20 protein-coding genes and 2 pseudogenes are annotated in these 20,591 nt (G+C 39.4%); 3 read left to right on the forward strand and 19 right to left on the reverse strand.

All coding sequences use genetic code 11. From position 1 onward, the window contains the following. Positions 1-343 precede the first annotated feature (343 nt). Positions 344-562 (forward strand): annotated as a pseudogene (locus tag ACFSCZ_RS08060) (branched-chain amino acid transporter permease); the annotation flags it as partial. Between the two features lie 136 nt (positions 563-698). Here the strand turns inward: ACFSCZ_RS08060 and ACFSCZ_RS08065 are convergent. The 12 genes from ACFSCZ_RS08065 to ACFSCZ_RS08120 all read right to left on the reverse strand — a co-directional run bounded on the left by ACFSCZ_RS08065 (position 699) and on the right by ACFSCZ_RS08120 (position 11,172). Next, positions 699-914, reverse strand: coding sequence for a hypothetical protein (locus ACFSCZ_RS08065; RefSeq protein ID WP_380773359.1), 216 nt, complete (start codon positions 912-914; stop codon positions 699-701). Positions 915-1,742: 828 nt separating this feature from the next. Next, positions 1,743-3,095, reverse strand: coding sequence for an amidase (locus ACFSCZ_RS08070; RefSeq protein WP_380773360.1), 1,353 nt, complete (start codon positions 3,093-3,095; stop codon positions 1,743-1,745). Between the two features lie 190 nt (positions 3,096-3,285). After that, positions 3,286-4,662 (reverse strand): Na+/H+ antiporter NhaC family protein, encoded by a 1,377-nt coding sequence (locus ACFSCZ_RS08075; protein WP_380773361.1) that lies wholly within the window; start codon positions 4,660-4,662, stop codon positions 3,286-3,288. Between the two features lie 19 nt (positions 4,663-4,681). After that, positions 4,682-5,641, reverse strand: a complete 960-nt coding sequence (speB, locus tag ACFSCZ_RS08080; protein ID WP_380773362.1) for an agmatinase — start codon at positions 5,639-5,641, stop codon at positions 4,682-4,684. A 1,109-nt stretch (positions 5,642-6,750) separates the two neighbouring features. Beyond that, the gene (locus ACFSCZ_RS08085; RefSeq protein ID WP_380773363.1) at positions 6,751-7,527 is read right to left on the reverse strand and encodes a sulfite exporter TauE/SafE family protein; all 777 of its coding nucleotides are present in this window, start codon (positions 7,525-7,527) and stop codon (positions 6,751-6,753) included. A gap of 39 nt (positions 7,528-7,566) precedes the next feature. Continuing rightward, positions 7,567-7,794, reverse strand: coding sequence for a sulfurtransferase TusA family protein (locus tag ACFSCZ_RS08090; RefSeq protein WP_380773364.1), 228 nt, complete (start codon positions 7,792-7,794; stop codon positions 7,567-7,569). Positions 7,795-7,817: 23 nt separating this feature from the next. Beyond that, a complete protein-coding gene (locus tag ACFSCZ_RS08095; RefSeq protein ID WP_380773365.1) occupies positions 7,818-8,945 on the reverse strand; it encodes an MBL fold metallo-hydrolase in 1,128 nt (375 codons plus the stop codon). Between the two features lie 38 nt (positions 8,946-8,983). Next, positions 8,984-9,217, reverse strand: coding sequence for a glutaredoxin family protein (locus tag ACFSCZ_RS08100; RefSeq protein WP_380773385.1), 234 nt, complete (start codon positions 9,215-9,217; stop codon positions 8,984-8,986). Continuing rightward, a complete protein-coding gene (locus ACFSCZ_RS08105; RefSeq protein WP_380773366.1) occupies positions 9,211-9,804 on the reverse strand; it encodes a sulfurtransferase TusA family protein in 594 nt (197 codons plus the stop codon). Before ACFSCZ_RS08105 ends, ACFSCZ_RS08100 begins: the two co-directional genes overlap by 7 nt. A 17-nt stretch (positions 9,805-9,821) precedes the next feature. Further along, positions 9,822-10,118 carry a rhodanese-like domain-containing protein gene (locus tag ACFSCZ_RS08110; RefSeq protein WP_380773368.1) on the reverse strand — a complete coding sequence of 99 codons (297 nt, stop codon included), beginning with the start codon at positions 10,116-10,118 and terminating at the stop codon, positions 9,822-9,824. 164 nt (positions 10,119-10,282) lie between these two features. Continuing rightward, positions 10,283-10,762, reverse strand: a complete 480-nt coding sequence (locus ACFSCZ_RS08115) for a DsrE/DsrF/DrsH-like family protein (RefSeq protein WP_380773370.1) — start codon at positions 10,760-10,762, stop codon at positions 10,283-10,285. 146 nt (positions 10,763-10,908) lie between these two features. Then, the gene (locus tag ACFSCZ_RS08120; RefSeq protein WP_380773371.1) at positions 10,909-11,172 is read right to left on the reverse strand and encodes a metal-sensitive transcriptional regulator; all 264 of its coding nucleotides are present in this window, start codon (positions 11,170-11,172) and stop codon (positions 10,909-10,911) included. 737 nt (positions 11,173-11,909) lie between these two features. On the opposite strand from ACFSCZ_RS08120, the gene ACFSCZ_RS08125 reads away from it, so the two are divergent. Continuing rightward, positions 11,910-12,347, forward strand: coding sequence for a VOC family protein (locus ACFSCZ_RS08125; RefSeq protein WP_380773373.1), 438 nt, complete (start codon positions 11,910-11,912; stop codon positions 12,345-12,347). 80 nt (positions 12,348-12,427) lie between these two features. On the opposite strand, the gene ACFSCZ_RS08130 is transcribed toward ACFSCZ_RS08125, so the two are convergent. The 6 genes from ACFSCZ_RS08130 to ACFSCZ_RS08155 all read right to left on the reverse strand — a co-directional run bounded on the left by ACFSCZ_RS08130 (position 12,428) and on the right by ACFSCZ_RS08155 (position 15,565). Next, complete coding sequence (locus tag ACFSCZ_RS08130; RefSeq protein WP_380773374.1) at positions 12,428-12,850, reverse strand: DUF4304 domain-containing protein; 423 nt, start codon at positions 12,848-12,850, stop codon at positions 12,428-12,430. Positions 12,851-13,270: 420 nt separating this feature from the next. Further along, entirely contained in the window at positions 13,271-13,732 is a 462-nt protein-coding gene (gerQ, locus tag ACFSCZ_RS08135) for a spore coat protein GerQ (protein ID WP_380773375.1), read from the reverse strand. A gap of 23 nt (positions 13,733-13,755) precedes the next feature. Then, positions 13,756-14,232 carry a cell wall hydrolase gene (locus tag ACFSCZ_RS08140; protein WP_380773376.1) on the reverse strand — a complete coding sequence of 159 codons (477 nt, stop codon included), beginning with the start codon at positions 14,230-14,232 and terminating at the stop codon, positions 13,756-13,758. A gap of 589 nt (positions 14,233-14,821) precedes the next feature. Next, positions 14,822-14,977 (reverse strand): hypothetical protein, encoded by a 156-nt coding sequence (locus ACFSCZ_RS08145; RefSeq protein WP_380773377.1) that lies wholly within the window; start codon positions 14,975-14,977, stop codon positions 14,822-14,824. 132 nt (positions 14,978-15,109) lie between these two features. After that, positions 15,110-15,259, reverse strand: coding sequence for a hypothetical protein (locus tag ACFSCZ_RS08150; protein WP_380773378.1), 150 nt, complete (start codon positions 15,257-15,259; stop codon positions 15,110-15,112). Between the two features lie 60 nt (positions 15,260-15,319). Then, positions 15,320-15,565, reverse strand: a complete 246-nt coding sequence (locus ACFSCZ_RS08155; RefSeq protein WP_380773380.1) for an MBL fold metallo-hydrolase — start codon at positions 15,563-15,565, stop codon at positions 15,320-15,322. A gap of 685 nt (positions 15,566-16,250) precedes the next feature. On the opposite strand from ACFSCZ_RS08155, the gene ACFSCZ_RS08160 reads away from it, so the two are divergent. After that, entirely contained in the window at positions 16,251-17,642 is a 1,392-nt protein-coding gene (locus ACFSCZ_RS08160) for an amidase (protein ID WP_380773382.1), read from the forward strand. A 588-nt stretch (positions 17,643-18,230) separates the two neighbouring features. On the opposite strand, the pseudogene ACFSCZ_RS08165 reads toward ACFSCZ_RS08160, so the two are convergent. Beyond that, positions 18,231-20,316: pseudogene (locus ACFSCZ_RS08165) on the reverse strand (catalase). Between the last annotated feature and the right edge of the window lie 275 nt (positions 20,317-20,591).

Raw genomic sequence — 20,591 nt, forward strand, 5'->3', positions numbered from 1 at the left:
AGCATGCCATAAAGGTAAATCAAAGGATACGCTTCAAATGGAACGCAAATCATTTCATTCGGGAGTTGGGGTTGGAAGAAAACTTTTTCACCTGTCATTCACACGATATTGTTTTAGAAAGATCATTAACTATAATCGCTTAGGAACCAAATTTCTTTCATTCTTTAGTATGTATTAGAAATAAAAAAATATGATACAAAACACTAACACAAAATAAATCTCAACAAAATATTATTATTAATACATTAATATTTTTAAATTTTTATTTCAATATACAATGATTTACGAATAAACATTCTCCAGAATACCTATTTTGGCGGGATTTGTCTTTTTGGGAATTGCTTATGTACAGCATCTTGGAAAGGTATTGCCGCCTGCAGTCTTTGGGCTCTTAGTCGTTTATTGTTTTAAGGATGTCCGTTTACTTTCGGGAAGTCATGGGATCCCTGAATTTTCAGGAGTTGCGGCAGTTGTATTGCTTCATTTTTGGAAGAAAAACATGCTGCTCTCGATAGCAGGGGGAACCATCATTTACATGATTTTGATTCAAACCGTTTTTTAATAACGAGAAGGCCCCTTGTTCACCCAGAACCTTCTCGTTTGAGGTTAAGTTTTTTGGCGGCTCTTTTCTCTGTTATACAACGATTTCCATCAGTTTATAGGTGGTTTCGCCCTTAAAACTTGGAGCCTCCAAAAGGTCATTTCAAGTATACCTGCAAGGCGATTTGATCACCATAAGACCAAACAGTGTTTTCAACTTTAAGGTTGTGACTAAATTTTTCAATCCATACCTGTTTCGACTTTAATAATGCGGTTAATTGAGCTGTATTCAAGTTCACTTCCTCAATTTGTTCATTTTTTTGATAAACAAACACGACCTTGACCGAATCACCTTGATTTGTTGAAACACTCATTTCATTCCCCTCCCGCTTGTATTACCATGTTGTACGATGCAGGCAGATAAATGTTTCAAATTTACTGTCAGGCTTATCGCATACTGAGCCACCGAGTTTTCATAGATCAAACTTAAGCGATAAGGCAATTGTCTGTGGGACATGCCCATTCTGCTGTTAGTCATTGAGGATCGATCATTCAATCGAAACTCTTTACACAAGACTAAAAGCCGAAGAGCTAAGCACCATCCCCATCAATCCGAATAAAAGGGTTGTGGTTCAACAGATTCATGATCTTACAGGTGCCGGCGTAGATGTTGCTTATGAAGTTACCCAGAGTACCACCTTTATAGAACTAGCCGTCCACTCGCAAAAATTCTGGTTTTTTCTTTTTTCAGCAGGCTTCATATATTTTCATTTTTCCTTCGCATTGCAAAAATCTCCGGAAGATATCATTGTTAATAAAAGAAGGTGTGAACCTATTCAGATCTATTCAGAAAGCTGATTTCCTTTCCTTAATAATTCCACCAGGAAGAAATTTTGAAGCACAGGAATAGTACTATCCGATAAATATACACATAAACTGCCTCTTCAAGAGCAATACGGCATGGCTCTCTATATAAATATGGTGCTTACAATAATTTCATAGAAGCAGGTTCTTGATCTATTCCTTTTCTAAAGGATTACTTGGAAATACAGGTCAAAGATCCGATTAATATATTATGTCCAACGGCAAAACAGCCGGAATTCATAGGCGTAGATGATTGCCAGCATTTCAATCGACAGCCTAACAATCCTTAAGAACTTTATATCATGTAAATTCCAGCTGAAGTAGAGGATAAAAAGCTATTAAAGCATCTTATCCATAATCCAGTTTCCGGTAGAAATTATTTGGTTCTCACTGTACAGATTACCTACAATTTGCAGTGATATTGATAAGCCATCTGTGTTATATCCAACAGGTATACTTAATGCTGGTAAGCCACTCACATTAAACGGCCCTGTAAAACGGGATAAAGAGGATAAAATATCTTCTTTAGCCCCTTCCCATGTGATTGTTTCATCAGTCTGCTTTGGAGCTGTTATGGGTAGAGTTGGCGTAAGCAGGATATCAACACTATCAAATAGTTGTTGAATTTCTTTATTCATCCTTTGGCGAATGGTTAATGCTTCTTTATATTTATCTTTGGTAATGGACAATCCGTGTGTAAAATACTCGTAATTATCTTTGTCATAGTCTTCTTTATAATCTTCTAATTGAAATTTATGAAGATAGGATCCTTCAGCTCCAATAATATCTTCTTGCACCATCATTGCTTTTTCGACATAAGGAATGTGAATTTGTTTGACGTTTGAGCCATGACTAATAAACAAATCGATTACTTCTTCTATTTTCTTTTCGACCTCATCACTCAGTAATTCAAAGAAGTAATTATCTGGTATTCCGATGGTCAATTCTTTTATGGTATCTGCTGATGGATCCTGATAAATTAATTTTTGTCTTGAGCCTGGAACGATGGACTGAAAAATTAGGGAAAGGTCGGTGCAATCCTTTGACAGAATACCCACATGGTCTAAAGACCATGATAAAGGGGTCACCCCATCGGTCGGGATCAGATTAAAGGTAGGCTTTAATCCAACAATCCCGCAACAAGCAGCCGGAATACGAACAGAGCCAGATGTATCTGTACCAATAGCCCCATAACATAAATTTGAAGCAACGGCAACTGCACTACCTCCGCTTGATCCACCGGCACTATGTTCAGAATTTAATGGATTTACAATCGTTCCGTAGTTCTTATTCTTACCTACTACGTGATTGGCATATTCGTCAAGATTTGTTTTGCCGATAATGATGGCACCTTCATACCGAAGTTGTCTGACTAAAAGTGCATCACTGTGCATAATAGTTTTTTGATCAATAACGGAACCATTTGTACAAGGTAACCCCTTTACAGAAATATTATCTTTTATAGCTAAGGGAATACCATGCAAAGGACCTTTATAGTTTCCATTCAAGATCTCTTTTTCGGCATCCCTTGCACTTTCTAACGCATTGCTTATTGTTATAAAAGCGTTATTTTCCATATTTTTTTCTTCTATTTCCTTGATGATATTCCTTGTAACTTCGACAGGTGATAATTCTTTTTTCCTAATGAGAGCAGCGACTTGAGATAGACTTAAGCCAATTATGTTTTCCATTTCAATTCCCCCAAGATACCATTTTTTTCCCCAAAAATAATCTCGTCCATTCATCGGTAAAACCAAGATTTTTTATGTAGGGTTCAGTGTCCGCCATTTTAAAATATCTACTGAGCTTATTGCATCCCTTCTATAATTCTTAAAGGAAAGCCTCCTGGTGTCTTAAATTGTGCTCCGGCTTTGTTTTTTTTTACATGATAAGACCCAATCCTAGATAAATGAAAAAAGAAATAATTAACCCTGCCAAAGCATACGGGAGTGAAACTCTGATTTGTGCCATATTACTTACTTGAGTAGATGCACTTGTTAAGGTTACAGAATCACCAAAGAAACATACATGACTTCCAAATACCCCTCCAGATACCATTGCTCCTAGCACTAGAGCTGTATTGACATCACTTGCATGAGCAAGCGGCAGGATAATTGGCAGAACAATTCCCATTGTCCCCCAATAATTACCGGTAGTAAAGCCTAAAAACGCGACAACTAATAAAGTGATCCCTGGTAATAGCAGAGGTGTGATAATGGGTTCTACTGCATTGATAACAAACTCTATTGTTCCGAGGTCTTCATTTATTTTTACCAGTAAGAATATGGCAATAATAAGGATAATCAATTCCACCATATCTTGAATACCTTTAATGCTTGTCTCAAATAGTTCTGAATAGGTCATCGTCCCATTTAATCGGTATAATATAAAACAGGTAGCGATCGCTATGATGACACCAATAATTAAATCCATATCAAAAACAATAGTACCTATAACTAATGAAATGATAGGGAGGACAAAATTAATTAATCTTGGTTTTTTTGTATTCACTTGATCTTTTTGTACTTCATCATCAATTTCATCGGAGAAATGGTTTGATCCTTTAGGGAATAAGTTTCCTTTTTCCGCTCTTTTTACCGCCTCTTTTACATACCTCGTCATTGGTACTTTATTATAAATAAATAACAGGAGAATTATTAACGTTACCATAGGATAAATCATGAAAGGAATGGTTGATACATAAGTAGTAAACCCATTGGACCCCAAAAATTCACTAGAACCGTAAAGTCCCATTAAAAATACAGCCCAACTGGAAAATGGAATTAGTACAGATACTGGAGTACCTGTTGAGTTGGTTACATAAGCCAGCACCTCCCTCGGAACTTTAAACTTATCCGTTAAGTTTCGCATCGTTCCACCTATTAATAGAGCGTTCATATATTCATCCATAAATATAATGATCCCAAAAATATAAGTTGCCAATAAACTGTTTTCTCGACTTTTTACATATTTTAAGGCCAATTCACGAAATGCCGTACCTGCGTTCGATATGCCAAACATTGCGATTAAAACACCAAACAGAGCTGGTATGACCATTGTCCAAACAACATCAGGGTCACTCATTGTATCTAATAAGTCTCCAATCCAGTTTGGAAAGAATGATAGTCCGTAAAGTAAAATAGCTCCGACAACAGTTCCTAAAAGTAATGGCTCGATCACTCTTTTCGTAATAAGAGCAAAGATGACCACAACCGCTATAGGTAGTAAAGATAATATGCCGTATGGTTCACCAAACATTTATTTTCCTCCTAATGTTTCAATTTTTACCTTCTAATCTCCGTTTTTTCAAAGCAATCAATGTCAGCATTTCATAGATCACAGCCGAAGCCAGTACAGCCGTTATTTCATTGGAATCATAAGTCGGAAGCACTTCCACTAGGTCAAATCCCACTACGTCCAGGCCATCTAAGCCACGTACATATTCCAATGCTTCATAGCTGGTGGGTCCCCCGACTTCCGGTGTTCCTGTTCCGGGTGCATATGCCGGATCCACAAAATCTATATCATACGTGACAAATACCGGGCGGTCCTGTACCCGCTCATGAATCCTTTTCATGACATTGTCATAGCCAATTTCACGCACTTCTTTCATCGGAATGACTTCAAAACCAAGATTCCTTGCATCTTCTAGGTCATCGGGTCCATAAAGCGGCCCCCTCATGCCGACTTGAATGGAATGTTCCAGATCAAGCAATCCCTCTTCGGCTGCACGTCTGAATGGTGTTCCGTGCATATATTTCTCACCGTAGTAATGTTCCCATGTATCTCCATGTGCATCGAAATGAATTAGAGCAATTTCACCATGCTTTTTATGGAAAGCACGAAGGTTTCCAAGTGAAATGGAATGGTCGCCGCCCATAATAACAGGAATCACATTTTTCTCCAACAATGGCATAAGTCCTTCGACAATGTTGTCATACGTGCGGAGAACGTTTCCGGGAATGATATCAATATCACCATAATCAACACCTGAGCAATATTCAAAAATATCAATATCCATATCGGGGTTATACGGACGGAGCAATACGGAAAAGTCACGGATATGCTGTGGTCCCAGGCGCTGTCCCGTACGATTGGATGCTGCAGTGTCAAACGGAACTCCAAGAACAGCAAAGTCTATATTGTCAGTAGTTCTGACCTGTTCTAATCTCATAAACGTTCTGTTTCCAACAAATCGTGGAGACATGGATGAATCTTTAGGCTGGTATTTTGTCATCGGTTACCTTCTCCTTTTTCTTGTATAGATAGTTTTTTCATTTAAGTATGTTCTGTAACAACGTAAATGAAAGAACCAAAGCAATCATATTGGGGCTAATTTCGACTTGACCAACATTTATCTTCCCCCCAATTCAGTACTTTTTTCTTATCTAAATATCATTTATTGCAAGTGTTGCACCAAATTATAGATTTAAAAACTATTTAAATCATTTTTTAGCTTAAAACATCTAAAAGTTAATTTATTAATGAATTTTTAATTCAAAATTGATTCAATTGTGTTAGAAGTAGTATACTGCTGGGGGTGAGTCTTTACTATTGAATGAAAACACCTTTCTTTTATATGGTGTGTATTTGGCAAGTAAAAAATGTATGAAACAGCAATTAAACATGCATACCACTTACCAACAGTACTACGATATTATGATTACATACGAATTCTGCAATCCTGGGTAAGATTCTATACAGTCACAGGCTTGGTGAACCAATGAATCGAGGCGCATCATGGAGGAAAACTGCCCAAATTAATGAAACAGATCGAGAAACTTGATCTGTTGGTCTTAGATGAACCAGGGTACTTGCACCTTCATGGTCGTAATCTCAACTATGCATGATGATCTTCTGGATAAGCATTCAGCCCAAGCAGGAATCGAAGCCTTTGGGATGGAGACAAACAACTGCGTGATCCCGCTTTTTACCGTTATCAAATTCTGTACAACGCCAGTACGCCTTAGGCTGCTTGTCTGGTGGCGTTAAAGGTTAATAGACATTAAATCTATGTACTCTGAACCCTAATGAAAAAATCCCTCAATTGCGTCATGCTTCTTTAAACCTTTTAGCAGTATCGGAAAGAGGTCCCTCAGAAGATCATCTTACTTTTTTTCGAATATGGTGTGTTCTTCCGATTAAACAGAATAAAAATGAAAAAGGCCTCTCATCTTCATGAATGGATGAAAGACCTTTTTGTCATGCCTGAGCGGACACACTTTTTCCGGGGAACTCCTAAGATTAGCTTATTTTTTGAGATCAATCCGCTTCTCTCACCCGCCGTATGGTGAAAGCAGACGATGGACATGGATATCATTTGGGTTATACCATTCTGCATTGCATTTAAATGATGCCCATCCAAATTTTAACAGCTGTCGCAAAAATTAATACAGCTAAAACGACTTGCAATATTTTTGCATTCATTTTTTTACCGGCCATTGCACCAAGTGGTGCGGCAATCAGACTTGCAATGATCATAATGGCTGCAGGAAAATAATCCACTTGCCCGGTTGTCACTTTTCCAATCATCGTTCCGATGGAAGAGATAAATGTGATCGCCAAAGATGACGCGATGGTCATTCGGGTGGGGATTTTTAATATGACGAGCATGATAGGCACCAATAGGAAGGCTCCGGCCGCCCCTACAATCCCGGCTCCCAAACCAACAATGAATGCCAGCACGGCTGCTAGCCACTTATTAAATACCACATGATCATACGGCAGGTCATCAATCCCTCTTTTGGGAATAAACATCATTGCTGCTGCGATCAAGGCTAATATCCCATATATGAAATTGATTCCGCCTTCTGACATAAAGTTGGAACCGTAACCGCCAATGAAGCTTCCAATCAGTATGCTTACTCCCATATATCCGATCAATGTTTTGTTTAAATATCCCCCCTTCCGGTAGGCCCAAACTCCGCCAATGGCCGCAAAAAACACTTGAACAGCGCTGATGCCGGAGACTTCATGGGCGCTGAATGAAGCAAAGCCTAATAATGGCGGGATATACAACAGCATCGGATATTTAATAATAGAGCCGCCAATTCCAAGCATTCCTGAAATATAGGACCCGATAAAACCTATGAGAAATATGACAACAATCCATGTGAGATCCATTGTTCTCCCCTCCTAAAAAAGGGAACCTCTATCGGTTCCCTATCCCTTTTGAATCCAAAATATAAAGACCCCATTTTCTTCTTCTACTTTCAACAATTCATGGCCGCCCGATTTTGCCCATGCAGTCAAATCACTTTTTGCCCCTTTATCCGTTGCATGAATTTCCAATATTTGACCGGACTCCAGTTCATTCATTGCTTTTCTCGTTCTTACAATCGGCATCGGACAAGCCAATCCCGTTGCGTCCAGAAATTTTGTCGTTTTCATTTTATGTTCCTCCTCAGATTTTTTTATCTAACCGCGCAGCGGTTCGGCCCCAATTCCATCTCACGTTGTTTCTCCAGATCGGGACTGATTTTCCCCATATTGGTTTGGCGGATTTCCTGATAAGCATTTGGCTGCGGGGGCAGATCCTGCGTTACAAGCCTTCTGAACTCGGCTTCACTTTCAATGTTTAAGCCATGATTTTCGGCAAAAAGCGTTCCTAGGTTTTCAGAAACACTGCCATCATTATTTAATTCATCCATAATCATAAAATGAGCCGGAAGAACAATCAGTTCTTCTGACAGATTCTTATAACGTAAATATAATGTTTCCCGCAAATCTCCTACCCAGTCCTCTGCCAAACCAGCAAGATCCGGCCTTCCAATAGAATCAACAAACAAGATATCACCTGAAAGCAGATATTTCTCATCCACGATAAAAGATGTAGACCCTATTGTATGTCCAGGTGAATAAAGGGCGTGAATATCAATGGCCGTATTCCCGATCTTGATGACGTCACCATCTTCCAAAGGCTCGTAAGCAAAGGTCACTTCTGTTGCATCCTTGGGAGGAAGCCAATACACAGCGTTTGTCTGTTCTGCAATTTTCCTGCCTCCGGAAATGTGATCGGCATGCAGATGAGTATCAAGCACATGAGTGATAGTGACATTCTTGTTTTTGGCAAATTCCACAAAAGTATCTGTCATACGAGTGGCATCAATGATGGCTGCTTCACCGTCGGAGAGTACCATATAGGATAGGCATCCCTTACCAATTCGGACAAACTGATACATTTCACCGCCGTCTTTCAGATCTCCAATTTTTACAGGTTCCAAATATTCACTCCATGCTCTCATGCCGCCTTGCAGGTATGACACATCCAGCCCTTGTTCAGAAAGCATTTCAGCTACCATCACAGAAGACCCTTCTTTGGCACAGACTACCAGCACTTCTCGATCCTTGGGGATCAACTCTGCAATTCCCTCCACCCCATCGAGAAGTTCGAAATAAGGAATGTTTAGGACCTCTACAGATTCACCTTCAATTTTCCAATCCTGGAAATCAGCTTCGTTCCTGACATCCAAGATAAATAAATTGTCATGATTCAAGATTTTTTTCGTTAATTCTTTAGATGTCATTGCTTTTACTGTCATTAAAATTACCCCCATAGGTATAATTTTGTGTAAAAAAGTTACTTTTGTAATGCAGTCATGATGCTGTTAGGATCAAACCCGATGATCCATTGCCCATTGATCTCCACTTGCGGAACACCCATCTGCCCTGTCGTCCTGATCAATTGTTCCATTTCTCCAGGACTTTTTTCAACATTTACTTCATTAAAAGGTACTTCTTTTTCTGATAAAAAGTTTTTTAACATAACGCAATAGGGACATCTGCTGGTTGTATAAACTGTAACTGTCACGATGTGCGGCCTCCTTCTTGATGGATGCCTTCTGTTTTCCCATCCCATTCACTCATACCTGGTATGACATTGAATACTTTGTCAAAACCTTTTTCTTTGAGTTTTTGCGCCGCTAAGCTGCTCCGGTTTCCTGTACGGCAGACAACAAAGATTTCCTGGTCTTTTCGAAATTCATTCACACCGTCATCCAATTCACTCAATGGAATGGAGATCGCCCCCGGGATATGGTTGAATGTAAATTCCGCAGCTTCTCTAACATCCACCACAACAATGTTTTCATTGGATTCAATTTTTCTTTTTAGTTCCTCATTACGAACTACATGGGGATATTTTTTTTCAGCCATCTCATCATCGGATGATTTTCTCAAATAATGCTTTAATACGTGACCATCTTCCAAAGTACCTAAATAGTCATGACCTGCACTTTCAGCCCAAGCTTTCATATCCGCTTTTGACCCTTTATCCGTCGCCTGAACTTCCAATACCTTTCCTGCCTCCAAATCTTTCATCGCTTTCTTTGTTCTTACAATCGGCATTGGACAGGATAATCCTTTTGCATCAAGAATCATATCTGCGTGTATGTTATTCATCTTGTTACCCCCCATTTTTATTCCAGATTCCCTTCCCATTCAAGCATCCCTCCAACCATGTTAACCACTTTAAACCCTTTACTCGCCAACAGTTGCGCTGCACGTCCGCTTCTTCCGCCCGAACGGCAAACCATGATAAATTCTTTGGACGGATCCAATTCATTCAACCTGAATTCAATCAGCCCCAATGGAATATGGATGGCTCCCGGGATTTTTCCAGCAGCTGCTTCATCCGCCTCACGTACATCAATAATATTTAACTTTTTTCCTTGAGAAAGCTTTTGCTCCGCTTCTTTTGCACTAATCTCTTTCATGTCTCTTCCTCCTTGTGTCTCGTTATGAATATCAGGAATTATGACTTGCTTCAACAAGCAATGGTTATGAGCAATGGTTACGTTTAAATCCTTTTTTCTCTAAGATCCGCATTCATGAGAAGGACTAAGGCGAAAAATCAAGTGATCATCCATCACTCCATCAATTAAATGAACAAATTGACATTCCCATTTTCAGCATCTGCAAGATAAGCAGCCACACCAGCATATTCAATTCCATCCAACAGTTCCTTTTCCTGAAGGCCAAGCAAATCCATTGTCATTGTACAAGCTACTAGTTTAACATCCTGCTCCTTCGCCATTTCAATCAATTGCGGAAGAGGGACGGCGTTATGCTTTTTAATAATATCTTTAATCATCTTAGGGCCAACCCCCGCAAAGTTCATTTTGGAAAGCCCCATTCGATCTGCCCCACGCGGCATCATTTTTCCAAACATCTTTTCCATAAAACTTTTTTTGACCGGAACCTTTTCTTCCTTCCGGAGAGCGTTAAGCCCCCAAAAAGTATGAAAAATTGTTACATCATGATCATAGGCTGCTGCCCCATTCGCGATGATATAGGCTGCCATCGCTTTATCGTAATCTCCGCTGAACAATATAATGGTTGTTTTTTTCCTTTCTGACATTGGAATTCCTCCGTTCTCTGATTTGTGACGCCGGAAAGTTCATCGGTACCCCTAAGGGTATTATTTATTTCAAAAAAATAATTCGTACCACTACCCCTATGGGTATAATGTTATTTAAAATAAAAGGGTATGTCAACCCTTTTTTTCTAACGGCTTTTCACCAATAAATTCACTGCTTCTTTCACAAGATCTTCTGTTTGATCTTTTCCTTCCGTATTCGCTTTTTGAACACACTCAACCAAGTTGGAACTGACTACCACACCAATCGTTCGATCTATTGCTGTCCTTGCGGCAGATAATTGGGTGACTACTTCTTTACAGTCTTTATTTTCTTCCATCATTTTTAAAATTCCTCTGAGCTGTCCTTCAATGCGTTTCACTCTATTCTTCATTTGATCATCGTAGTACAATGAGTTCACCACCCTTTCAGTTGAAAATATCATATATATATAACAAATCAGATCAATCCATTCGCCGCAGATGTGGATGCCATTCCCTTTTATTTTAAACAGGCACTCCAATTATCTTGGGACTTACAATAACATTATATACCCCTTAGGGTATATTGTCAAATATGGCCTGTTCACCTAACAGAATCTGATCTTATCACATCAATTAAATGATTAGTATCCCGAACTTATATGCTCGGTAATGAATGTTATGATATACATATAGAAGCAGCAAGTTTTTTGAAAGGTAAAGATTATGATAGGATTAGCCATCTTTTTAATGCTATTTTACTTATTGGTAACAGTTTTTTGGATTAGCAAATTCGCCGTTTATTTTCCTGGTGGGGTATCCCATTATGGTTGGTGTCAATTTTGTTAGGGTTTGCAGCCCATAAACAAATAAAGAATCCACAACCACTAAAGAAATTTTTACTGTATTCCATTTTATTTATGGTGTTTTTGATGATCATAACGGGTTTGATCTATGCAGCTGTAACTTCTATGCCGTAGCTGGATTTAACTAACAAAAGTTTGTCCTGTTAATAAGAAATTTCTGTTTAACATGTAAATGCCTGTACTTTATTTTTACTGATGGTTCTAGGATGAAACCGGCTATTACTGTCCATAATAGAGGAACTGAACTGCATAATAAAGGAAAAATATAAAAGTACTTACCATATAAAAGGAGTGTGCTCATATTGGTTGGAGTTGAAATTGATATGATTGTTACAGACAGCTTGAAAGCACTGGAATTATACGAAAACATATTTGATGTTCAACGTGTGGAGGTAACCGATTTTCCCAAAGGAGAAAATGAAGTCATTTTTACTTTATACGGTGTCCGCTTTCACATGTTGGATGAAAACCCGACATTTGGTTTGAAAGCTCCCGGCACAGGTGAACCTCAAACCATCTGGTTTAACATCATGGTCCCTGACATTCAGGAAACTTTTTCAAAGGCCATGAATGCAGGCTGTACGGAGTTACAGCCAGTGACTGAACTGCCTGATTACGGAGTGTCAAACGCCATATTTAATGACCCGTTCGGCTACCAGTGGATGCTGCATCAAGTACACAAAGAAGTGAGTTTTGAAGAACGTGTGAAACTTTGGGAGGAGAAAAGAGAGAATTTATAAGGAAAGCACAATAGGAGCACACCACTTAAATGCGGATGCATTAATAATAAAAATAGGAAGTTTCTATTTTAAGGAACTTCCTAAAAATAATGTTTATCTAAATAGAGAAGAAATCCAACCTGTATCAGCTGTTTTAAGTGATATAGTACGCTCACAGCAACATTGAAATAGTCTTCTTCGGAATTGGCGTTTTCATAAGTAAACCATACTCCCTCCTCTTCAAAAGACCTTGCTCCCAACCTAAAACGCTCATTGATATGGTGAGCATTTACTTTTTCAGGCGGAACTTTTTCACCCCACGACATGGTTGTTCCGTCATTTGGGCAAGTTGCTATTTCAACGACAAACGAACCGCCCCATCTGTTAAACTGAAACGTAATTAAATCTATATCGTTTTCGCTGACCCTTCTAAAATGGGGGAATGATCCCTTGAAACCTTGTTCTCTTAATTTCGGTATTACGATATTTTTTAACGCCACATCCATCATTTTTCTGTCATTCATATAGCAAACCTCCCTGCATAATACATTCATTTTATAGGAAAATTTGCTATAGAATCTATCAAGAAGTCTATTTTATTTTTGGCAATAGCAATACAAAGATCCTTAAGCAGCTTTTTAGGTGAGTTTCAACATATCTCAGCACATACTATCCTTACATTTACAGTGTAAGTATTCATGTTCCTGCCCTGTGATTTTTATAAATTCTTTGCAATCTAGGTACATTTTTTTGGAGCAGCAGCGATCGTCAGATTCTGCAACTTCCTCGTTCCATCAAGCATACAGGCTGAAAATCTCTCGCACCAGCGAAAAAGCCGCTTCAGTTAGCCGAATTCAATTTGCGTAATGCATTCGATATGTAATCAGAACAAAAAAACCGCTCACCCTCCTAAAGGAGAAAGCGGATTTTAAGTGTTCTATTACTCATTCCGATGTCGTCAGGGACTCCTCGACTTCCGGACTGATATGCAGGGCAGGATAGTTAATTTTTTCATCAAATTCCACCCAATCGAGATTTGCCATCATGAGCAGGTAGCGTTTGCCGCTGGACGGGTCGCTGATGATAATGTGGTCACGGCCAGCTGTTTCCACTCGCCCGCGATAAACCATTGCATTCCATTTGTTGTTCCCTTGATAAGTAAAGTAAAATGTACCTACCTTACCTTTGTTGAAGCGCAGGATATTTTCGATAAATGATTCTTCCACCGCGCCTGCTAAAATCTGCTGCGTTGTCCCCAACGGAACCACCGGGGCGGCATACGTGGGGCCAGAAGGCATAAGCATCGGAGAGACGGCAGGTTGTGTCCGACTGCCCGGGATCATTGAAGCAGAATAAACACCAGGATCATAATTCATTGGATAGTAACTATAGCCTCCACAAGTCATGAGAAGATCAGCTCCTTATTAATTTATCTGTAAAATTCGGGACAGTAGCCCGGTACCCCGACATAGAAGCAATGATTTTTGTGTGCAAAATCAAACTTCGTCATGGGGGATCTTGGCATCGTTTCGGTACAGGGAGCCCGGTACTTTTTCCCCGGACTGGGGTTAAAAAACCACAAGTTCATTTTTGCACGAGGCTCCCTAAATCCGTGTAACAAATCCCTGGCCCTCTGGAGGTCAGCTTCTGTGGGACGTTGTGTATACAATGTTCCATTTAAGACAGGCTCGAAGTGAGGAATATCGGTTCCAGGAATGGTTTGATAGATCGCATGTCTGATATTGCGCAGCCCTTTGAAGTCAGGAGCACAGTCAGCCTCGACTCGATTAGCTACAACCGTTCCTACCATGCTCATTCCTTGAGCACCTTCACCAATGGCTTCCGCCAGCATGAGCCTCGCTAATTCCTCCACGTCACTTGCACTATGTTTGATTCGTCTACCCATTTTCTCACCACCTTCGGCTTATACAAGTAACTTATTACCTGAAGCTGGTTTTGGTAACTTGCCTATGAGCCCAAATGGAATTATTCATAACATTCAGTACCTTCCGACCGAAAATACGCTGACCGCTTTTTTTGAAAAGGTGGGTATTTATCCTAATCATAAGGCTCTGGTAATGATGCCAATAAAAATGTAATTAGTCATTGGGGTACATAAGGATTGGCTTTTTGCGGGGATTTTGGATAAGCATTTTAACAAGAAAAAGTTTAGAAGCTGGAACAAAAGTGTCTTTATAAAAAAAGCTGAACTAACTTGTGGCTGCGATCCTATTAAAGAAGGTCTTTCCCCTTTAAACAGGGCGATTGAAAAAATTGTTTTTACACCAACTGCCTGAATGCCAAAAAAGTCTCCAAAGCACTTAATATTCCCGTCAGCCACAGAAAGGTAAGAACACTTTATTTTAAGCAGTATTGGACTATCAGATGTGATACTAAAAAGAGAACTTCGCAGAAGCGTCATCATTAGCAGTGAAAAAGGGAGTGCCCACTGTAAGAATATGGCAGCAGGCGGACGTGAGTTACAAAATAAGACATTAATCCTCCGGTGTTCTATCAATATAAAGTCGAGTTACTTCGGTAAAATCCCCTTGTTGAATTTCCTTTTTAGTTGCTTTCTTTTCCAGTGAATCATGGGTATTCATACTGGGTGCTACGGTAGGTTCGTTTCTTTTTACGTCTTTTTTATCCATATAGATTTATGCTCCTTTTTTAAGGTTTATTGAATCCTAAAGAAGAAAATAACAGGGTGCTTTTATTTTATATAACTGTGCATCTCTACGGCAGTCATAGGATTCAAAAAAAACGCCATTACTGGCGTTAGATTATTCATTGTTTTCCTTGTCATTTTCATTAATTAAATTCTTTACATCTTGCACCATTTCATCATAAGTCTGATTGACCTTATTCATGATTTCATCTTGAGGGGTGGCGCTATTTTCGAAGTTCATACTCTTTTTATCATCTTTTCCCACTTTTTTCACCTCCGATGAAGGTAGGGTGTGTAAAGTGTAGAAAAAATATTCTTTAAGCAGTTATTTCCTCGACAAATAAGTAACAGATACCAGGCTTGCAACATGGGTGACATTTTTTTGCAACCAGGATTCCTTCAATCGCCCCCTATTGGGTTCAGGGTAGCTTTGCGTTCCAGTTAAATAAGGCAATTCTGGTTGATGGGCAAACACTTTTACTCCCCATCTTTGTACTAAATCTTCAACACCGACATGATCAAGATGACCATGTGCCAGTATGATTGCATTTCGACTTACTATTTTAACCAAACCGTTGAAGACATAAGCTCTTCATGCACCATGCCTTCTTTAAATTTTTAATAGTGAAGTAATCATATTCCGACGGCTGCTGATGCTCACGATAACCAATAATCCGGAATCAATTCATATGTAATTGCAGCAAGTATCTTCTGGAATACAAATGTGCGGACTGTTCCGGATGTCCCCAAAAGATCCGGTACACTAAAGCCAGAGGCAACCGGCATATGCATTTAAATATGGTTTTATAAAGAGACGAAGTAAAGGCCAAGACAGCCATTGAATATGCCAAGAAAATGCTCAAATTGAAAAACTACACACGAAGCGTTTCAGGAAGAACTGTTTCACTTAATTTGACAACCGCCTTATAAAAAAACATTTAAACATTGGATACCATTTCTTTATTTCCGAAATACATACTGAATCGACACTTTCCTGTACATATTTCATATAGTAAACACATACATCTATAAGGGTTACATTAGAGCCTAAAGGGTCTTACCCTTGTTTTTCAACAATAATTTGGTATGAGCAGGTAACCTGAATGAACTATTTAAGATAAAGTTTACATTTCCAGGGGATTCCAATATATGAAACTGCCATCCCGCATATTTACAGTGCATTCTACGATTAGTCATACTAAATCTGCTCTTCAAGCATTTTCTAATACTATCTTTAATAAGGGGGTTGTTGTCAGATGACAGATATAGCCTTTTTAACAGCTACTGAACTAGCACCTATCATCCAAACAAAGCAACTATCACCCGTGGAATTGACAAGACATATATTAGATCGCATGGAGATATTTGACCCTAAGATTAATTCTTATATTACAAAACTAAATGAATTAGCCCTTAAACAGGCAAGAGAAGCAGAAAATAGTATCATGCACGGGCAATATAGGGGACCCCTGCACGGAATTCCAATCGGTATCAAGGATAATTACGAAACAAAAGGTATACGAACCACAGCTGGCTCAAAAGTATTTGCTCAATATACTCCTAATAAAACTGCCACGACAGTAAAAAAACTGTTAGGTGCAGGTGGGATTATGTTAGGAAAACTAAACATGCACCCACTTGGTACCGGATTAACTGGTACGAATCCATTATTCGGTAACACACGAAACCCTTGGAACATCCATTATATGCCGGGTGCTTCAAGCAGTGGCAGTGCTGCGGCCTTAGCAGCAGGACTAGCAACTCTTACAACTGGAACAGATACATTTGGCTCAATACGTGTACCGGCTGCCATGAGTGGAATTTACGGATTAAAGCCTACCTATGGGCTCGTTAGTACGTATGGACTTATCCCGTTGGCATGGTCACTGGATCATGCAGGGCCAATGGCACGTTCGGTTTCAGATTTAGCACTTATGCTCCATTATATGGCTGGCTTCGATCCCAAAGATCCAACTAGCCTGAAAATACCGGCCCAAGATTACACCGCCAACCTAAAAAAAGGAATTACAGGAGTAAATATTGGAATTCCTACTTACTTCTTAAAAGGATTAGATCCTGATATCGAAAAGCTCTTTCATCGTGCAGTTTCAACCTTAAGGGCATTAGGTGCGGAGATAAAGGAAATTGAGATACCTGAATTATCGATGTCTACATTTTCCGGCTATGTAATTATGCCAGGGGAAGCATCTGCCCACACTTACGACATGTTACAGACTCAGCCGCAGGATTTCCCGACCGACACTCGGGCACTGCTCTTATCCGGTTCATTGACAAGTACACCTCAATATCTCAAGGCACAACAAGCGCGGAGAAAGCTAGTAAAGGCATTTAAAAAAATCTTTAAGAATATTGATATAATTCTTGGCCCCACAATCCCTATCACAACACCAGCATTTAATAAAAATTGGGTTGCTCAAAATTTAGAAGTTATTAAAGCCTGTTTGCCATTTACCGCACCGGCTAATTTAACCGGTACTCCAAGTCTGTCAGTACCAATGGGCCTATGTTCAAAGGGGCTCCCTATGGGCATGCAATTGATCGGAAACCATCTTTCTGAGAAACTGTTATTGCAGGCTGGGCATGCATGGGAACAAACAAATCCATTAAGTTTTAAAATGAATAGTTAAACGAATGTGGATATAATCGTAAAACTATGTCTCTCAATTATGTATGAATTTTGGCGTAGTGATGCAGAAGGTGACACAGACAGCTGAAAAGCTGGGTGGGTTTTGCCATAAGTATTATTTATAAACGATAGGTTCAGTGGTTTCTTCGTCTGTTCACGGTCTTGTACCTTGTTTTCTTGGTGGACTAAAGTTTGAAGCTTCATCGTTTACCACTCGCAATTAATAATGAACCTGCTCAATTAAAATAAATCAGTAAATAATTGGCAATTGCCATTGCATAAAAAATACAGGCAAGGAATATTGATTGAAGTTGATGTTCACATGAAGGAGATCCAGGAGCGTATAGGACATAGTGACATTCAACCAGGCATGGACATATATGCCCATATGACTAAAACATAAAAAGAGAGGCCTCCCATAAGTTCAGTAACTTAATAAAAGACCTCTCTTATAAAATTGGTTCAAAACATGAACAACACCACATTATATTATTCCTCAGCTACAATGAAATTGATCCATACCTGTGAGCTATTTTTTATGATGTATGGGTCTTTTCCAGAAAAAGGAGGAGTACTTCTCCATATCTCATTACTTCGTTATTCCAGATATTCCTGGGGTTGCGGGACCTGTCCCTTTGTCCCGGTTCCAGAAACGGGACTGCGCAATGGCCGCCACAAAATCCGTCTTGAAATTTGGACTCTTTGTTGCAATGACGACACCTTCTAAGTTATCTGATGCTGGCAGTACGATCATTGCTTGACCTGTTGAAGCAATACCAATCGGCTTATAAAGTTTATAGGCTATGTTCACAAACTCTGAAACATTTTCCGTAAACCTTTTTTCATTAGCAGTATTTCCTCCGACCACGTAAACGGAGTCAACTAAATATGGACCAGAAGTCAGGAACGTTTTATTTACCTTGATTTTTGCCCCATTGGCTCCAGTGACGAATCCAAGCCTTTCACTAATGATATCGTAAAAAATCTTATGCTGGTCAAAGAAATTAAGAACCTCAGTGACTTCCTGATCATTAAAACCATCACCAATCAGTACACCGACTTTTTTCGTATACGCACTTGGAGGTGTATGGTATTGACTTAAAGATGGGTAACTGTCAGAAACCGGAACATGGCTGCCTGATGGACGGGCAACACCAATATTATCTGCAACGGTTGACGCCAGTTCCACATCAACATTGGCTAATAAATTCACATTTTGTTGACGAACTGATTCATCAATCACATTACCGAGTTGATAGCTAAACGCTTCAATGGTATGCATTTTCTCAACAGGCGTTAAGCTATTCCAAAATATCCGCGTCTGTGAAAAATAATCATTTACCGAATCAATTCGTTTCCTTGTAGTGTGACCGCTTACTTCTTTTGGATAATGTTCATAGCCACCTTCTTTGACCGGTGTCTCATGCGGGGTATTATCCGCCAACGAATTATTATGGTAGTTCACATGGTCCACATCGATGCGATAACGCATAGGTCCACGTCTTTGGTTATTATGAAATGGGCAAACTGGTTTATTAATAGGTAACTCCTGGAAATTTGGCCCAATCCGATAAAGTTGTGCACTATGATAAGCAACTAACCTGCCCTGCAAAACAGGATCATTGGAAAAGTCTATCCCAGGAACAACGTTGGCGGGATTAAACGCGACTTGCTCTGATTCCGTATGGTAATTCTCAATGTTGCGATTTAGCGTCATCTTACCAATGATCTCAACTGGAATCAGTTCTTCTGGCCAGAACTTGGTCGGATCAAGAATGTCAACATCATATTTCTGTTCATCTTCAACTGGAATGAGTTGAACTCCTAATTCGTACTCTGGATATGCACCACGGTCAATCGCCTCTCGGAGATCTTTTCGATGAAAATCAGGATCAATACCGCCAATTTTAATTGCCTCTTCTTGGAGTAAAGATTCAACACCAAGAACAGGTTTCCAAACAAACCGTACATAAGTGGCTTTACCTTGTTCATTCACAAAGGTATACGTATTTATCGACCACGATTCCATATGGCGATAACTTCTTAAAACTCCTCGGTCAGACATAATCCAAGTGACCATGTGAATCGCTTCCGGGTTATTTGCGACGTAATCCCAAAATCTGTCGTGGGCACCTGTAGCTGTTGGGATATCATCATCCTGTTTTGATTGGTATGCATGCATAGCATCAGGGAATTTCATTGCGTCAAAGTTAATAAGTATAGGCATGGCAATGGTTGTCAAATCGTAATTTCCCTCTTCCGTATACATCTTCACTCCCTGACAACGTAAATCTCTTGCTGTATCATAAGAACCTTTTGGCCCTTGGACAGTTGAAAAGCGGATGGTTAGAGGCGTCTTTTTTCCAGATTCTTGTAGAAAACCTGCTTTAGTCACATGCTTCATGGATTTGTAGCATTCAAACTCACCATGGGCACTGTAACCCCGGGCATTGGACCACCCGTTCAGGCTGCTCTTCATGTACAAAGTGAGTGATTTTTTCAAAGTACTGCCAATCCTCGTGTAATGTCGGCCCACGTTCGCCAGCTTTCAATAACTCCCTGTCATTTGCAATAGTCCTTCCTTGATTGGTTGTCAATGGTTTCCCGATGTTTTGAACACGATACTTGTCTAATTGCTCTTGTTTTCTATCCTTCATCGGATTATTATTCAACATGAAATTCCTCCCAAAGTATTCTATTGGATACTATTGTTAGGTTGCACCAAGAAACCGTAAACATGCATACTTATATACATATTGGGCATCGATGTTCTACAATTGAAGCCTTACCGCGCGTATGAAAGGACAAAAGCAATGACATATAGCAGGCTGTCGAGAAACCCTCGACAGCCTTTTTAATTATTTATAATATTTGTTCTTTCATCGTTTTAATTTGTTAAAATAAAAATAACAAAATATGGCGGTGATAAAGTTGCTCCATACAAAATCAA

Source organism: Siminovitchia sediminis (genome assembly GCF_042680885.1).
In the GTDB taxonomy this organism is placed as follows: Bacteria; Bacillota; Bacilli; order Bacillales; family Bacillaceae_C; genus Siminovitchia; species Siminovitchia sediminis.

Bases quoted from the DNA above. Each gene is read 5' to 3' on its own strand.
- ACFSCZ_RS08090 (WP_380773364.1), bottom strand. From the start codon at position 7,794: ATGAAAACGACAAAATTTCTGGACGCAACGGGATTGGCTTGTCCGATG.
- ACFSCZ_RS08105 (WP_380773366.1), bottom strand. From the start codon at position 9,804: ATGAATAACATACACGCAGATATGATTCTTGATGCAAAAGGATTATCC.
- ACFSCZ_RS08085 (WP_380773363.1), bottom strand. From the start codon at position 7,527: ATGGATCTCACATGGATTGTTGTCATATTTCTCATAGGTTTTATCGGG.
- ACFSCZ_RS08130 (WP_380773374.1), bottom strand. From the start codon at position 12,850: ATGAATGACAGAAAAATGATGGATGTGGCGTTAAAAAATATCGTAATA.
- speB (WP_380773362.1), bottom strand. From the start codon at position 5,641: ATGACAAAATACCAGCCTAAAGATTCATCCATGTCTCCACGATTTGTT.
- ACFSCZ_RS08160 (WP_380773382.1), top strand. From the start codon at position 16,251: ATGACAGATATAGCCTTTTTAACAGCTACTGAACTAGCACCTATCATC.
- ACFSCZ_RS08140 (WP_380773376.1), bottom strand. From the start codon at position 14,232: ATGGGTAGACGAATCAAACATAGTGCAAGTGACGTGGAGGAATTAGCG.
- ACFSCZ_RS08110 (WP_380773368.1), bottom strand. From the start codon at position 10,118: ATGAAAGAGATTAGTGCAAAAGAAGCGGAGCAAAAGCTTTCTCAAGGA.
- gerQ (WP_380773375.1), bottom strand. From the start codon at position 13,732: ATGACTTGTGGAGGCTATAGTTACTATCCAATGAATTATGATCCTGGT.
- ACFSCZ_RS08145 (WP_380773377.1), bottom strand. From the start codon at position 14,977: ATGGATAAAAAAGACGTAAAAAGAAACGAACCTACCGTAGCACCCAGT.
- ACFSCZ_RS08075 (WP_380773361.1), bottom strand. From the start codon at position 4,662: ATGTTTGGTGAACCATACGGCATATTATCTTTACTACCTATAGCGGTT.
- ACFSCZ_RS08070 (WP_380773360.1), bottom strand. From the start codon at position 3,095: ATGGAAAACATAATTGGCTTAAGTCTATCTCAAGTCGCTGCTCTCATT.
- ACFSCZ_RS08115 (WP_380773370.1), bottom strand. From the start codon at position 10,762: ATGTCAGAAAGGAAAAAAACAACCATTATATTGTTCAGCGGAGATTAC.
- ACFSCZ_RS08095 (WP_380773365.1), bottom strand. From the start codon at position 8,945: ATGACAGTAAAAGCAATGACATCTAAAGAATTAACGAAAAAAATCTTG.
- ACFSCZ_RS08065 (WP_380773359.1), bottom strand. From the start codon at position 914: ATGAGTGTTTCAACAAATCAAGGTGATTCGGTCAAGGTCGTGTTTGTT.